Below are 14,641 nucleotides of genomic sequence, written 5' to 3' on the forward strand. Positions count from 1 at the left end.
GCCTGATAGTAGTCGGCGCGCCCTACCGCGGACCGGCCAACTCCGGTTCCTGCCGGTTCAGGTAGCTGTAGTAGTGGTTGTGGCCGAGCGCCGACTCCGCGGTGTTCGACGCGACCGTGCCGACCGCCTGATAGCCGCCGAAGACCACGACGCCCGACAGGTGGGGCGCCAGCGCCCGCACCAGGTCGAGCTCGGGCTTGGGCAGGTACTGCGAGCCGGGGTCGGTCAGCAGCAGCGGGCCGTGCTGGGTCGCGATGAGCGCGCCGCCGGACAGCGCGTCCGGCCAGCTCATCCCGGTCGCCAGCCCGATCCGGCCGACGGGGCCGTGGGACGTGAACAGCTTGCTGGAGGCGATCGCGGCCGCCGTCGCGAACCGGTCGGCCCCACTGAGCGGCGTCACCTTCCCGGCCCACTGCGGGAATCCGGTCCGCAGGGCCGCGACACCCTGCCCGCCGACGCCGTAGACGTCGGTGGCCCCCGGGTTGACGCCGGACAGGTAGCCCTTCACCGGCGCCGGAAGCGTCCCCTCGTTGGACAGGACCACCACACCGCCGTTCGGATCCTGCGCGGCGGCGGCACCGGCGGCGAGGGCGTCGGGGAACTTCACACCGGTCGCCACCATCACCGTGTGCGGGTTCGGCGACACGGCGTGCGCCACCGCGACCGACGTCTCGAAGCGGTCGTTCCCGGCCAGCCGCTCGGTCACGAAGCCCAGCCGCTTGATCTGCGCCTCCACCGCGGGGCTCAGCGCCGAGGTCCCGCCCAGCACGTAGACCTTCGACCCGGGCTTCAGCACCCGCACCAGCTCGTCCCCCACGCGCGAGTCCAGCCCGTCGGTCGCGGTGAGCAGCAGCGGCCCGCCCTTCTGCGCGGCCAGCGCCGACCCGCCGAGCGCGTCGGCGAACTGGTCGGAGCGGCTGATGACGGCGACGGAGGCCTGACGCCCGCCGGTGCCGGTCTTGCCGTACGACCACCGCGACGCGTCGACGGCGGTCTCGATGCGGTCCGCGCCGCCGATGCGGTCGGCCGCGCGGGGCGGGGTGAGGGGGCCGTTGTGCCAGCTGGTGACGGTGGGGTAGCCGGCGTTCTGGACGACGGTGGTGCGCGCGCCGCCGCCGATCGGGCGGGTGTAGATCGTCGCGTTGGTGGAACCGCTGGGGGCGGGAGTGGCCGCGTAGGCGACCTGGGTACCGTCCGGCGACCAGGCGAAGGAAGCGACCTCTTCGGTCGCGGGGTCGCTCACCTGGGTTCGCGCACCGCTGGCCGGATCGACGGTGAAGAGCGTCGAGATCCCGAAGGCGCCGCCGGGCGGGATGGTCTGGTCGCGCACCATGAGGCGGCCGGTGCCGGCGGAGAACTTCGCGTCCTCTCCCGACGTCAGCACCCGCGGTGCGGCGGCACCGGGGTCGAGGATCGCGATGTGGCTGGGAGTCTGGTTGTCCTTGAACGCGAGCGCACCACTGGGTGACACGGACAGCAGGCGGTAGCCGGCGGGCACGGTGGCCCCGGTCCTGGTCACCTTCGTGCCGTCGGCGGAGACGGTGCCGACGGCTCCGGAGGCGTCGACGAAGTACACGTTCTCGCTGTCGGCAGACCACGCCCAGTCCCCGGCGTTGATCGGGGTCGGCAGAACGGGGGCCTGGATCCAGGACGAGAGTTCGTGGCAATCCGCGGAGTACGGCCGCGTGGGTCCGGGCGTCAGCCCCAGGGCGCCCGTGCCGTCGGCGTCCGCGAGATACTCGCAGCCGTTGTCGTTCAAGAAGAGCGCCCGCGAGCCGTCCGGCGAGTACACGGCGTTTAACACGACGGTGTGCGGGTGGGCCGGCTGCGACCCCGGGCTCGGGTCGCCGACGGGGACGACCGCGTCGTGGGCCCCGTTGGGGTCCACAGTGTGCCAGGACGACGCGGAGAGAGCGTCGCGCACGGTGTAGGCGATCGGCCCGTTGACCGGTGCAGCGGAAGAGTCCGCCGCGTGTGCGCTCCCCGAAATGCCGATCAAGCTCCCCGACGAAACCGCCGCCAGGGCCAAGCCGCCGACCAAACCGCGGCGCGAAGACTTCCACGAAGACATGAGCTCGAACGTATAGGCGCTTCGGCCAGTGAGGATCCGTAGAAAGGGCGACCCCTCCTACGCAGTCGATCATACGAACGCTAACGGCGTCCCTTGGGCAGCTCCCGCTTCCCCTTCGGCAGCTCCGGCGGCCGCCGCTGCCCCGGCCCCGGCCCGATCGCCTTCCGTGCCCCCGGGGCCGCGCTCGCGCCCGGCCCCAGCGCGCTCGGGCCCGCCGTCAGCTCTCGCCGCGTGGAACTCCGCGCCGACGGCAGCTCGTGCCCGACCGGCACCGGGCCCCGGGCCTGCGGCTGGTCCAGGGCCTTCTCGCGGCCGCGCAGATAGCCGGCGATGAACTTCTCCAGTCCCATTTCCGCCAGCGGGGCCCGCTGCTGGGGGTCGTAGGCCGCCAGGCCGGTGTCGCCCTCCACCGCGCGGGCGAAGCGGAAGGCCATCGTCGCGGCCATCCGCGCCACCGGGCCGTCGTACCAGTACGGCAGGGCGATGACGCCGTCCTCGCCGAAGAAGGTGAAGCGCAGGCGGGTCACCGGGTGGACCAGCTCGCGCTGGCCGCGGCCGCGGTACTCCTCGATCTGGCCCAGGATCTGGGCGGCGTGCAGCACGAGGTCCGGCCACGGCTCCAGGCGCGCGGCCACTATCCGCTGGTCCTCCTCACGGGCCGCCGTGCGCGCGGCGGCCAGGGCCTGGGCCCACGTCTGGCCCAGGATGTGCGGAAGGAACACCACCTCGTGGCTCATGGGCCAACTTTAGTGGTGTTCCTTCCAAGATCGATCTCAGGACGCGAACGCGCCTGTACCAAGGGGCGTCGCTCAGACCGTGTAGCGGTCGGCCACCTCGAGCGCCTCGTCGAGCGCCTCCAGGCCCTTGCGCGCGTCGGCCTCCGTGATGTTGCACGGCGGCACCACGTGCAGCCGGTTGAAGTTGATGAACGGCCACACGCCGCGCGCCTTCATCGCCGCGCCCAGCTCGTTCATCGGCGCGGCGTCCGCGCCGGCGGCGTTGTAGGGCACGAGCATCTCGCGGGTGTCCTGGTTCTTCACCAGGTCCAGCGCCCAGAACGCGCCCACGCCGCGGACCTCGCCGACGCTCGGGTGCTTGGCCGCGAGCTCGCGGAGCGCCGGTCCGAAGACCTCCTCGCCCAGCCGCGCCGCGTGCTCGACGACGCCCTCCTCGCGCATGGCGTCGATGGTGGCGACGATCGAGGCGCAGGCCAGGGGGTGCCCGGAGTAGGTCAGGCCGCCGGGGTAGACGCGCTGGTCGAAGGTGTCGCGGATGCGCTGGGAGATGATCACGCCGCCGACCGGGATGTAACCGGAGTTGGAGCCCTTGGCGAAGGTGATCAGGTCCGGGGTGACGTCCCAGTGGTCCACCGCGAACCAGCGCCCGGAGCGGGCGAAGCCCGCCATGACCTCGTCGGCGATGTAGACGATCCCGTACTTGTCGCACAGCGCGCGCACGCCGGCCAGGTAGCCGGGCGGCGGCACCAGCACGCCGGCCGTGCCGACGATGGTCTCCAGCACGATCGCCGCGATCGTGGCCGGGCCCTCGTACTGGATGACCTGCTCCAGGTGCAGCAGGGCGCGCTCGCACTCCTCCGCCTCGGTGCTCGCGTGGAAGTGCGACCGGTACAGGTGCGGCCCGAAGAAGTGGACGACGCCGCCGGTGGACTGCCCCACCGCGTCGTTGGCCCAGCGGCGCGGGTCGCCGGTGAGGGCGATCGCGGTCGACGTGGAGCCGTGGTAGCTGCGGTAGGCGGACAGCACCTTGCTGCGGCCGGTGTGCAGGCGGGCCATGCGGACCGCGTTCTCGTTGGCCTCGGCGCCGCCGTTGGTGAAGAACACGTAGTCCAGGTCGCCCGGCGCCAGTTCGGCGATCAGCCGCGCGGCCTCGCCGCGGACGTCGTTGGCGAACTGCGGCGCGATGGTGCAGAGCCGGCCGGCCTGCTCCTGGATCGCGGCCACCACCTTGGGGTGCTGGTGCCCGATGTTGGTGTTCACCAGCTGGGACGAGAAGTCCAGGTAGCGGTTGCCGTCGTAGTCCCAGAACCAGGAGCCCTCGGCGCCGGCGATCGGGAGCGGACTGATGGCCCCCTGCGCCGACCAGGAGTGGAACACGTGCGCGCGGTCGTCGGCGAAGACCTTGGCCCCAGCTGCCTTGAGGTCGTCGGAGGAGATGTCAGTCATACCTGAAAACGTACATGTCGCGGCCCCCCGGCCGGGAGGCCGCAACATGTCAAGGAATCAGGCGGGCATCCTTACAGGAACGACCGGATCTGGATCGTCGCGTTGCGCTCCGGGCCGACGCCGATGGCCGAGATCGGCGCGCCGGACATCTCCTCGAGCGCCTTCACGTAGGACTGCGCGTTCTTCGGCAGGTCCTCGAAGGTCTTGCAGCCGGAGAGGTCCTCGGTCCAGCCCGGGAACTCCTCGTAGACCGGGGTCGCGTGGTGGAAGTCGGTCTGGGTCATCGGGATCTCGTCGTGCCGGACCCCGTCGACGTCGTACGCCACGCAGACCGGGATCCGCTCGAAGCCGGTCAGCACGTCCAGCTTGGTGAGGAAGAAGTCGGTCAGGCCGTTCACCCGGGAGGCGTAGCGGGCCACCGGCGCGTCGAACCAGCCGCAGCGCCGGTCCCGGCCGGTGGTGACGCCGAACTCGTGGCCGATGCGCCGCAGCGCCGCGCCGTTCTCGTCGAACAGCTCGGTCGGGAACGGGCCGGACCCGACGCGGGTGGCGTAGGCCTTCAGGATGCCGATGGTCCGGGTGATCCGGGTCGGGCCGATGCCGGCGCCGGAGCAGGCCCCGCCGGTGGTCGGGTTCGAGGACGTGACGAACGGATAGGTGCCGTGGTCGACGTCCAGCAGCGTGCCCTGGCCGCCCTCCAGCAGCACCACCTTGCCGTCGTCGAGGGCCTTGTTCACGACCAGCGAGGTGTCGGCGACCATGGGCCGCAGCCGCTCGGCGTAGCCGAGGTACTCCTCGACGATCGCGTCGGCCGACATCGCGCGCCGGTTGTAGACCTTCACCAGCATCTGGTTCCGGTCGCGCAGCGCGCCCTCGACCTTCTGGCGCAGGATCGAGGGGTCGAACAGGTCCTGGACCCGGACCCCGATCCGGTTGATCTTGTCCGCGTAGGCCGGGCCGATGCCCCGCCCGGTGGTGCCGATCTTGTTCTTGCCCAGGAACCGCTCGGTGACCTTGTCGACGGTCCGGTGGTAGGGCGTGATCAGGTGCGCGTTCGCCGAGATCAGCAGGCGCGAGGTGTCGACCCCGCGCTGGTCGAGCCCGTCGAGCTCGGCGAACAGCACGGCGGGGTCGATCACCACGCCGTTGCCGATCACCGGCACGCAGCCCGGCGACAGGATCCCGGAAGGAAGGAGGTGGAGGGCGTACTTCTGGTCGCCGATGACGACCGTGTGGCCGGCGTTGTTGCCGCCTTGGTAGCGGACCACATAGTCGACCGAGCCGCCGAGCAGGTCCGTGGCCTTGCCCTTGCCTTCGTCGCCCCACTGGGCGCCGACGAGCACGAGAGCGGGCATGGAGATGCCTTTCCAACGCTAGACGCCTACTAGCTGCCAGTAGGTCCCTCTAGGGCGACGCGTCTTGGGTAGAGACAACCGAAGCCCCGGTCGCAAGCGGCGACAGGGGCTCTTGCGGCAAGAGTTTACCGCGTCGTGACCATGAATGGCCATTCCGGTTGGCGCATTGTCAGCTGTTCGTGCCGGTCACCGGGGTGATGGAAGCCACAGTGAGACCCTCGGGCACGTAGGTCCCGACGAACGCGTAGCCGTGGGAGCGGACCGGGGTGAGGTGCTGGACGGTGCCGTCGGAAAGGGCGACGTCCACGCGAGTGGTCTTGAGGTCGACCTCACCGGAGACGAACGCGTCCTGCGGCCCGCCTCCCCCGGGGTTGTTCTTGTTGACCTGGAGCCTCGGCGAATTGCACAAGTCGACCTCGGTGATGCCGATCCTCTCCGCGAAGCACCGGCCGTACGGGTTGAGCGTCACGGTGATCGTCCAGGCCTGCTTGCCAGAGGTGCCGGCGGCGACGTCGACGGTCGGCACAGAGGTGTCGAGCATGCTCCCGTCCGGGCGATACCACTTCGGGGTGTTGGTCAGATGCACGCCCGGCGAAAGGGCCACGGTCCCGGCCGCGGTGTGGGCGATCTCCCGGCTCTCCTTGTCGTAGGCCACGAGCTGGCCCACGGTCGAATTGCGCGGCAGTTCGAAATAGGCCCCGCGGTAGCCGTCGTCAGCGACGAGGGCCGGAACGGTCACCCGGTCCCCGGTGGCGAGGGTCATGACCACGTAGTCGACGTCGGGCCCGAACTCCGCAAAGTAGAAGTCGCCCTCCTGGTGATGCCGCTCGTCCCTCGTCATGACCCCGATCGGGCTGGAGTCGGCGCCGATCTCGCGGATCATGCACTCGGCGCCGGTCGCCTCCGGCCCGGTCCCACAATGCGAGGTGAGCGTCCGCGACCACTTCCTGCCGTCGACGCTGCCGGAGAACGTGATCTTCTGGGCGGCGTCCTCGGCCGGACGGTCCACCACGACCGTGTGTCCCGACGCCGCTTCCGCTCCCGGGCCGCTCCCCCCGGCGATCGCGACCGGCACCCCGATGGTCAGCGCCGCCGCGGCCGCCAGCACCCCGCCGCCGACCAGACGCCGCCGGTTCCGGATCGCGGCGCCGCGCTTCACGACGGCGTCGACCGGGATCGCGCCGGTGGTGAAGTGGCCGAGGTCGGCGAACATCCCGTCCTCCGCGGACCCGCCGGTCAGGTCGTTCAGCTCTTCGTCGATCACAGTGTCACGCTCCCGTCCTGAAGCTGCTTGCTGTTCCGGAGCTTCGCCAGCGCTCGCGAAGCCTGGCTCTTCACGTTGCCGACCGAGCAGCCCAGCACCGCCGCGGCCTGGGTCTCCGTCAGGCCGTCCCAGTACCGCAGCACCACGACCGCCCGCTGTTTCGGCGGCAGTTCCATCAGCGCCGCCATGAGCGCCTCGCGCTGGTCGAAGGTCTCGGTGCCGTCGGCGACCGACGGTTCGGCCGGCGCCTCGCCGCTGTTCTCCACGACGCGCTGCTTGCGGAACCGGCCGTGGTTGGCGTTGATCAGGATCCTGCGGACATAGGCGTCCGGGTCCTCGGCGCGGCGCACCCGCGGCCAGGAGGCGTAGGCCTTCGCCAGCGCGGTCTGCGCCAGGTCCTCGGCGTGGCCGCGGTCGCCGGTCAGCCCGTAGGCGAACCGGACCAGCCCGCCCCACCTGCTGACCATGTATTCGCGGAACTCGGCTTCATGACTGCTCCTGTCACCCCGCATCGATCCCCCTCGTGCCCGTCTCCATGGTGCTGAAGAGCACCGGGCACGCGGCGATCGTTGCATGGGCCCGAGCTGTCCCAGTCCGGGTTCAGTCCGAGAGCTGCTCCAGGAACGCGGTGCACCGCACGGCCTCGACCCCCGCCCGCTCACACGCCTCGATGGCGCCCCGCAGCCGCTCCAGCGCGGCGTCGCGGCTGCCGTAGCGATCCAGGAGCCAGGCGACCATCTGCTCGGAGAAGTCGTAGTCCATGCCGCTGTGCGGGAGCAGGGCCTTGAATCCGGCGGCCGCGCGCTCGGCGTAGGGCATCGCCTTGTCGGCGAGTTCGGCGTTCAGGTGCAGGCGGGCCAGCTGGTCGTCGGTCTCCGCGATCTCGTAGGCGATCACCTGGGCGTCGCGCTCGTACTCCCCCGAGCCGGCGGCCGCGTCCAGGACCTGGGCGGCCTCGGCGAACAGCAGCAGAACCGAGTCCAGGACGTCCTCGCGCTCGCTGTCGTGCGCGATGTCGTCGGACTCGCCGAACGTCACCCAGGCCAGGGCCCTGAGGGTCTTGGCGAGGTTGATCGGGTCCGGGAGCACGCGCATCAGGCCCACGGCGCGTTCGAAGGCCCGGCGGGCCTCGTCCGGCATCCCGGCGGCGCGCAGCGCGTGCCCGGCGGACGCCGCCAGCATCGCGTGCCCGCCCTGCTGGGGGAAGTGCTCGGCGACGGCCGCGGCCAGCAGGTACTGCTCGGCGGAGCCGCGGTAGTCCTCCAGCCGGCCCAGACAGCGGGCCAGCGCCCAGCGCGCGTTCACCACGGTCGGGTCGTCGAGATGCCGGACCAGCTCCGGGAGCGCGGACTCCAGGATGGCGGCAGCGTCCGCGTCCCGGCCCAGCTGCTCGTAGGCGAAGGCCAGACTGTGCCGGGCGCTGGCGGCCAGGTCCGGCACACCGTTCCGGTCCGCCCACACCACCGCCTCCAGCGCGTGCTCCGCGCTGTCCTCGTACCGGCCCTGGGCACCGGTGGCGTTGGCCAGCACCTGGCGGGTGTAGCCGGCCGGGAACCGCTGCTCGGGCCAGCGCCGGGCGACGGCCAGGGCGGCCAGGCCGGCCTGTTCGGCGTCGACGTCCCGGTCGGCGGCCAGGAACGCCTGCGCGAGGAGCATGTTCGGGTGCAGGTTCGCCCAGGGCCGGGCCGCACGGTCGTACAGCGCCATCGCCGCGAGCAGCTCCGGGACCGAGGCCTCCGGGTCGCCGCGCCGTTGCAGTATCTCGGCCCGCATCGTGTGGGCGGCGGCGGCGCGGGCCGGCATGTCGAACTCCTCGGCGTCGGCCAGCAACGCGTCCACGGTCGCCTCGAAGAACGCGAGGGCCGTCTCCTCGTCGGCGTCCGAGCCGGCCTCGACGGCCCGGCGGGCCTCGAAGGCCTGGGCGCGCCGGACGGTGAGCACGTCCTCGGGTTCGGCCGCACCGGTCGCGAGCAGGTCGCGGGCGAGGTCGTACAGGTCGCCGAGGGCCTCGGCCCCGACGGACGTGTGCGCCTCCTGCCTCAGGGCCTCGGCGAGCAGCAGCCGGGCCCGCACCGCGACGGCGCGGCCGGCCAGCCCGCCTTCCTCGTAGCGCTCGATCGCCGCGCCGAGCAGCTCGACCGCCCGGGCCAGATCCTCGTTGTCGAGGGCTTCGGCGGCGCGCTCCTCCGCGAGTTGGCCCTGCGCCTCCGGGTCGAGGTCGATGCCGAGGCGGTCGGCCAGCGCCGCCAGCCGTTCCCAGACCTTGGTGGCTCCCGGGTGGGCGACGCGGAACATGTGGCGCGCCTCGGCGAGCAGCTCGTCGAAGTCGGTGTCCTGATCAGGATCCGCGGCCACGGCCGGACCGGGCGGAACCGCCGCCGGCGCCGCCGCGGCCCGCGCCGGGATCAGCACGGCCGCCGACGGTTTCAGGGACGCCGACCGCACGCCGAGCGGCAGCCGGTCGACCAGCGGCGTCTGGGCCAGGAGCCGGGCGGCGCGCAGGCTGACCGTGTCGTTGCCGTTGCGGTCGTCGAACCGCTCGGCGACGCTGCCGATCTCGGTCTCCAGCCGGGTCAGCAGCTCGGCGGCCGGCCAGTCGCGCGCCTGGGGGCCCGGCACCGGGAGGTCCGCCGAGCCCAGCGCGACGACGCGGCGCAGCAGCAGCGCGGCGAACGCCAGGAACTCCAGGTGCGGCAGCGGCTCGACCGGGGCGTCGAAGACGTCGCGGTTCTCGGCCAGGATCTCCAGCCCGCGGCCCTCGTTGCCGGACAACGCGCAGAACTCGACGTGCCGGCCGACGCTCGCGCGCAGCTCGACACGGCCCCGCACGAGCCGGTAGCCGCGCAGACAGTGCGAGCGCGCGGCATCCAAACGGCCCAGGCGCAGCAACGGTTTCAGCGTCTGGGCGAGGGTGCCCGCCGGCTCGGACAGGCAGGTCAGCTCGTTCTCCACGGTCGGCGCCCACAGCGCCAGGGCCTCGGCGTCGGCGCCCTGCTCCGCGCGCCAGCCGCCGAGAGCGTTGCGCTCGCAGGCCTCGCAGTCGCTCATCCGGTCGCGCTCGGCCGCCAGCCAGCGGGCGTGGTGCTCCTCGGCCTCGGCGGTGTCGCCGACGTGGTGCGCGATGTGGAAGCGCTGGGCGTGGACGGCGCGCAGACCGTGTCCGGCCAGGCGGTAGCGGCGCTCCATCTCGTCGACGAAGCCGCGGATCGTGGCCAGCGGCACCTCGGGGACCAGCAGCAGGTCGGAGGTGACCCACTTGAACTTCCAGTGCGTGAGGTGTTCGAACCGGTCCCGGTCGGCCAGGGTGCTGTGATGGCGGTCCCAGAGCCGCAGGATGCGGGAGAACGGCACCGGCGAGCGGAAGCGTTCGCCGCCGACCTGGTAGGCGTCGACGAGCGAGTGCAGGGCGCGCAGCTGCGACTCCGGATGCGCCAGGCGGTCGGCGGCGTCGAGCAGCGCCTCGGCCCGGACGATGCGGGCCCGGCCGTGCGGCGCGCGGTCGTTCTCGGCGAGGGCGGCGCGGAGGGCGTCCGGCGTCCAGGAACGGTCCTGCACGAGATCCCGGCCGCCGTCCGGGGCGTCGGGCCCGGGACGGGTGGCGGATGCGGGTTCGGCCATGCTCGGCTCAGTCCTCGGCGCCGGTCTCAGACTCCTGCCGGCGTCCGACGGCGTGTGCCAGCAGCCCCAGGAAGGCCCGGTTGAGGAGCGCGGACTCGGCCGCCCGGATCGGCCGCTTGGACAGCAGCAGCGCCTGGCCGTAGACGGCCTCCACGCCGGTGCCGGCCAGCTCCGCGTCGTCCAGCTCGATCAGGCCCTGGACCAGGGGGCTGCGATGGTTCAGGACCAGCCGGGCGCGCGGGCCGGCGGTGCGCAGCGCGCCGAGGATGTCGGCCCACAGGTCGTCGGTGACCGCGGCGGCCTGCGCCTCGGCGTCGGTGCGGGCCCGTTCGTGCCGGGCCTCGCGGCCGTCCAGCAGCAGCGCCGGGATGGTCAGCGGGTGGAAGGCGCGCAGGGCGACGTCGCAGTCCAGCGGGTCGAGCACCCGGCGGGCCACGGCCAGCAGCGGGCCGGCGGCCGGCTCGTCGGCCGGGTCGACGTCGTCCAGGTGCGCGGCGACGGTGTCCGGGTCCAGGTCCGCGACCACCACGCCGGGCAGCGCCCGCGGGAGTTTGCGGACCAGCTCGGCGTCGTAGGTGTAGCCGCCGTTGACGACGCCCAGGCCGGCCGCCGCCGCGATCGGCGCGACCTGCTGGAACTCCTCGTCCCCGGCGGTGAGGTGGATGACCCGGTGCCGGTCGGCGAACTCGGTCAGCGGCACCCGGCCGGCCGTGGTCTCGAACGGGAGCCAGGGCAGGGTGAGCGCGAACAGGTCGTCGTCGAAGCGGGCCAGGGCCTTCACGCCGAGGTAGTGCACGGCCAGCAGCCGGTTCAGGCGCGTCGGATCGGTGGCGGCGAGGCCGGCCAGCCAGTCGCGCAGCCGGGAGCCCAGCGCGTCGCGGACCGCGGCCAGGCGGTCGTCCTCGTACAGCGCCTCCCGCGAGGCGGTCGGACGCAGCGCGTCGGTGTCGATGACGCAGCGGGCGAAGAAGGCCCAGTCCGGCAGCAGGCCGCGGGCCTGGTCGGTGAGCAGCATGCCCTTCAGGTGCACCCGGTGTCCGCCCTGGCCGGCGGCGGTGCCGGCGGTGGGCAGGATGTAGGCGGCGCCCTTGATGCCGAGCAGCGGGATGTCGAGTTCGAGGACGTCCAGCGGGGCGAAGCCGAGGGTGTCCTGGCAGTAGGCGGCCAAGGCCTCGCGGCGGGTGCCGGGCGAGGGGTACTCGCGGTCCCACACCGGCGGGGTCTCGGTGATGCGGTAGGTGTAGCCGGCCTCGTCCTCGAGGACGGTCTCGTACGGCAGCAGGCTGCCGTAGTCCCGCGCCAGCTCCACGACCCGCGGGGCCTGGAACCAGAACTCCTTGCCGGGACCGGGCGTCAGCGTGACGGTGGTCCCCGGCTCGGCCGGGGCCTCGTCGCCGGTGAGGAGCCGGACCCGGTAGCCACCGTCGGCGGAGCCCCGCCACTCCACGGCCGGGGCGTCGGCCCGCACGGCGGACTTGGTGACCACGGTGATCTCGTCGGCCACCACGAAACAGGCGAGCAACCCGATGCCGAACCGGCCGAGGAAGTCGCCGCGACCGCTCTCCAGCACGCGCTCGGCGTCGCCGAACCCGTCCGGATCGCCGTCGACCCGCTTGGAGCTGCGACCGATGGTGGCCAGGAAGCGGTGCACTTCCTCCTCGGTCAGCCCGATGCCGTCGTCCCGGACCCGCACGACCGCCCCGGTCGCGGTGATCCGCACCGCCCCGGCGACCGCGGGATCCACCCCGCGCCGCGCCGTGACGGCGTCGACGGCGTTCTGCAGCAGTTCCCGCACGAACACGCGCGGGCTGGAATAAAGGTGATGCGACAGCAGATCGACGATGCCGCGCAGGTCCACCTGGAAGGGATACGCGGACGTCACGTCACGCGCCCCGGCGGAGGCGGACTCGGAGACCAGCGGTTCATCGGACGACACGGGCTCGATGCTACGGGCCCGCGGCGACACCCGGCGCCGGAATGACCGCAACCGGTGCCGTACCGGCCCGGACTCACACGATCGCGTCGAACTCCCCGGCCTTGACGCCGGCGACGAAGGCGGTCCACTCCTGTTCGGTGAAGTGCAGGACCGGGCCGTCGGGATGACGGCTGTTCCGGACGCAGACGCCCTCCCGCTCGTGCGCCGCGGTCTCGACGCACTGTCCGTTGCCGTTCGAGAAACTCGACTTCTTCCACCTGCGGTGGTCCATTTCGGCTCCCTCCCGATGGTTCGCACCGAATGTGGCGCCCTAGGTACTACCCGGGGGTAACCGGGAGAAACGCATGATCGTGAAACCATGCGCTTCTCCCGGTCCAGCATGGATATCCCGCCATCAGCGGCGGGAGATCAGGACCCGGACATGATCACACCAGGTCGTCGAACTCCCCACCCTTGGCACCGTCCAGCCAAGCGGCGATCTCCGCCTTCGTGAAACGCAGCACCGGGCCGCGCGGGTCCTTGGAGTCCCGCATCAGGACCTCGCCCTGCCAGGGGGCGAGCTCGACACACGCGCCGTTGCCGTTGCTCGCGGCGGCCTTGCGCCATTGCAGACCGTCGATCTCCATGCGCGGTTCCTACTCTCTCCTCGTGTTTTCGGGTGGGGGCCGGCCCGGCGGCCGCGATCCGGCCGCCGGGAGGAATGAACGGGTCGCGCCGCGGCTCAGGCCGAGGAGGACCAGTGGGCGTAGTTCCCGCGTGCGATCCGCATCAGGAACTTGCGCGTGTCGCCCGGGCTGAGCGCTGTGTTCAGCACCAGCTCGAACTTGGCGGCGATGGTGGAGATCTCACTGTGGCCGCGGACGAACAACTCGGTGAAGATGCCCTCGAGGTAGCAGGTTGTGCTGCCGTCCTCGAGGTCCAGCAGGTTGATGCCGGAGGCTTCCATGCCCCAGTAGAAGCCCACCTCGTAGGGCACCACCTGCAAGATCACATTCGGCAGCCGCGAGACCCGGATGAGATGGTCCAGCTGCTCCTCGCGCGCCGCGGCGGCCTGGGCGCCCCGGCCGATGGGCCGCCACAGGACGTTCTCGTCGATGATGAAGTGGGCCCGCAGCTCCCGGGTCTCGACCAGCCGGCGCTGCCGCTCCAGGCGGATCCGCACCCGGTCGGCGATCTCCGCCTCCTCGGTCAGGTCACCGTTCTTGGTGATCACGGCGCGGGCGTAGCGCTGGGTCTGCAACAGCCCCGGAATGAACGTGGACTCGTAGGCGCGCAGGTTGACGGCCTTGGTCTCCAGTGCCACGTAGGTCCCGAACTTGCCCGGGATCGTGGAGCCGGCGGCCCGGTCGGTCGCCGCCGCCTCCCGGCTCAGCGCCATCAGCTGGTCCCGCCGCTGCGCGGGCACGCCGTAGAGCTTGCACAGGTCGCGGACGTCGCGGGCTACGGCACCGCGCTGGCCGTTCTCCATCCGGCTTATCTTCGCGTTCGAGCACTCCAGCCAGCGGGCGGCCTCGGCGATGCTCTTGCCGGCGGCCAGGCGCAGGTCGCGAAGCTCGTTGCCCAGTTCCCAGCGCAGGACGTTGATCCCGGTGATGGGCTGGTTCCGCTGGTTGGCCCGCACGTCGGCCTCCTCGCCGTCGGCACGTTCGCTGCGCATGTTCCTGGGGCATCTTACTGGTGAAGTTTCCGGGTGAAAATGCGCCTGTCAATTGACACGACGCCGAATGCGGAGCATCTTACAACTAGGAAAAGGGTGCGCGACAGGGTTCTGCGACCAGAACCACCCGCCCGGAGCAACGAGAAGGCCGGATCGACGTAGTGCGACGCCGACCCGGCAGAAAGGCCCCCACCGGAATCACTCAGCGAAGAGAACGGAAGCAGCCTCGTGGAGTCACATACCCCGACACCCCCCGACCAATCACAAGGCCTTGAGACGTGCCCGCGGTGCGACCGCGGGCGGATCGGCGCCGCCCGGCTGACCTGCACGCTCTGTTTCGGGGCGGGCATGGTGCAGCCCTGGGTCGCCGACCAGGAGCGGGCGCAGCAGGCGAGTTGGGAGCGCTACCTGTCCGGGCGCTCCGGGCACGCGCCCGACGGTGCGGCCGCCGGGCTCGGCGAGTGCGCCAAGTGCTGGCCGACGCGCTGCCCGCAGTGCCCGTGGTCGCCGCCGCCGTTCGGGCCGGACCAGGGCCTCGATCTGGCGGCCTGAGCGCG

General features: G+C 72.0%; 12 protein-coding genes. 1 reads left to right on the forward strand and 11 read right to left on the reverse strand.

Features of this window, described 5'->3' with window-relative positions:
* Positions 1-22: 22 nt before the first annotated feature.
* The 11 genes from ABD466_RS01170 to ABD466_RS01220 all read right to left on the reverse strand — a co-directional run bounded on the left by ABD466_RS01170 (position 23) and on the right by ABD466_RS01220 (position 14,084).
* On the reverse strand, positions 23-1,924 hold the full coding sequence (locus tag ABD466_RS01170; protein WP_344654983.1) for a cell wall-binding repeat-containing protein: 1,902 nt from the start codon (positions 1,922-1,924) through the stop codon (positions 23-25).
* A gap of 227 nt (positions 1,925-2,151) precedes the next feature.
* Positions 2,152-2,808 (reverse strand): hypothetical protein, encoded by a 657-nt coding sequence (locus tag ABD466_RS01175; protein ID WP_344654984.1) that lies wholly within the window; start codon positions 2,806-2,808, stop codon positions 2,152-2,154.
* Positions 2,809-2,880: 72 nt separating this feature from the next.
* Positions 2,881-4,254: an aspartate aminotransferase family protein gene (locus ABD466_RS01180; RefSeq protein ID WP_344654985.1), complete on the reverse strand. Its 1,374-nt coding sequence runs from the start codon at positions 4,252-4,254 to the stop codon at positions 2,881-2,883.
* 71 nt (positions 4,255-4,325) lie between these two features.
* Positions 4,326-5,609, reverse strand: coding sequence for an adenylosuccinate synthase (locus ABD466_RS01185; RefSeq protein WP_344654986.1), 1,284 nt, complete (start codon positions 5,607-5,609; stop codon positions 4,326-4,328).
* Positions 5,610-5,778: 169 nt separating this feature from the next.
* Positions 5,779-6,873 (reverse strand): hypothetical protein, encoded by a 1,095-nt coding sequence (locus ABD466_RS01190; protein ID WP_344654987.1) that lies wholly within the window; start codon positions 6,871-6,873, stop codon positions 5,779-5,781.
* Positions 6,870-7,385 (reverse strand): SigE family RNA polymerase sigma factor, encoded by a 516-nt coding sequence (locus ABD466_RS01195; protein ID WP_344654988.1) that lies wholly within the window; start codon positions 7,383-7,385, stop codon positions 6,870-6,872. The genes ABD466_RS01190 and ABD466_RS01195 overlap by 4 nt, the downstream gene beginning before the upstream one ends.
* A gap of 88 nt (positions 7,386-7,473) precedes the next feature.
* Positions 7,474-10,491 carry a tetratricopeptide repeat protein gene (locus tag ABD466_RS01200; protein ID WP_344654989.1) on the reverse strand — a complete coding sequence of 1,006 codons (3,018 nt, stop codon included), beginning with the start codon at positions 10,489-10,491 and terminating at the stop codon, positions 7,474-7,476.
* 7 nt (positions 10,492-10,498) lie between these two features.
* Positions 10,499-12,427 carry an HSP90 family protein gene (locus ABD466_RS01205; RefSeq protein ID WP_344654990.1) on the reverse strand — a complete coding sequence of 643 codons (1,929 nt, stop codon included), beginning with the start codon at positions 12,425-12,427 and terminating at the stop codon, positions 10,499-10,501.
* A 73-nt stretch (positions 12,428-12,500) separates the two neighbouring features.
* Positions 12,501-12,698, reverse strand: coding sequence for a DUF397 domain-containing protein (locus ABD466_RS01210; protein ID WP_344654991.1), 198 nt, complete (start codon positions 12,696-12,698; stop codon positions 12,501-12,503).
* A 154-nt stretch (positions 12,699-12,852) separates the two neighbouring features.
* On the reverse strand, positions 12,853-13,053 hold the full coding sequence (locus tag ABD466_RS01215; RefSeq protein ID WP_344654992.1) for a DUF397 domain-containing protein: 201 nt from the start codon (positions 13,051-13,053) through the stop codon (positions 12,853-12,855).
* Positions 13,054-13,148: 95 nt separating this feature from the next.
* Positions 13,149-14,084 carry a helix-turn-helix domain-containing protein gene (locus tag ABD466_RS01220; RefSeq protein ID WP_344654993.1) on the reverse strand — a complete coding sequence of 312 codons (936 nt, stop codon included), beginning with the start codon at positions 14,082-14,084 and terminating at the stop codon, positions 13,149-13,151.
* Positions 14,085-14,432: 348 nt separating this feature from the next.
* Between ABD466_RS01220 and ABD466_RS01225 the strand changes: the two genes are divergently transcribed.
* Positions 14,433-14,636 carry a hypothetical protein gene (locus ABD466_RS01225; RefSeq protein ID WP_344654994.1) on the forward strand — a complete coding sequence of 68 codons (204 nt, stop codon included), beginning with the start codon at positions 14,433-14,435 and terminating at the stop codon, positions 14,634-14,636.
* Positions 14,637-14,641 lie beyond the last annotated feature (5 nt).

It is taken from the genome of Catenulispora subtropica, assembly GCF_039531675.1.
Lineage (GTDB): Bacteria > Actinomycetota > Actinomycetes > Streptomycetales > Catenulisporaceae > Catenulispora > Catenulispora subtropica.

What these genes read in the sequence shown, in the direction of transcription:
- ABD466_RS01175 (WP_344654984.1), bottom strand. Translation starts at nt 2,808, where the DNA reads ATGAGCCACGAGGTGGTGTTCCTTCCGCACATCCTGGGCCAGACGTGG.
- ABD466_RS01180 (WP_344654985.1), bottom strand. Translation starts at nt 4,254, where the DNA reads ATGACTGACATCTCCTCCGACGACCTCAAGGCAGCTGGGGCCAAGGTC.
- ABD466_RS01185 (WP_344654986.1), bottom strand. Translation starts at nt 5,609, where the DNA reads ATGCCCGCTCTCGTGCTCGTCGGCGCCCAGTGGGGCGACGAAGGCAAG.
- ABD466_RS01195 (WP_344654988.1), bottom strand. Translation starts at nt 7,385, where the DNA reads ATGCGGGGTGACAGGAGCAGTCATGAAGCCGAGTTCCGCGAATACATG.
- ABD466_RS01200 (WP_344654989.1), bottom strand. Translation starts at nt 10,491, where the DNA reads ATGGCCGAACCCGCATCCGCCACCCGTCCCGGGCCCGACGCCCCGGAC.
- ABD466_RS01210 (WP_344654991.1), bottom strand. Translation starts at nt 12,698, where the DNA reads ATGGACCACCGCAGGTGGAAGAAGTCGAGTTTCTCGAACGGCAACGGA.
- ABD466_RS01215 (WP_344654992.1), bottom strand. Translation starts at nt 13,053, where the DNA reads ATGGAGATCGACGGTCTGCAATGGCGCAAGGCCGCCGCGAGCAACGGC.
- ABD466_RS01220 (WP_344654993.1), bottom strand. Translation starts at nt 14,084, where the DNA reads ATGCGCAGCGAACGTGCCGACGGCGAGGAGGCCGACGTGCGGGCCAAC.
- ABD466_RS01225 (WP_344654994.1), top strand. Translation starts at nt 14,433, where the DNA reads ATGGTGCAGCCCTGGGTCGCCGACCAGGAGCGGGCGCAGCAGGCGAGT.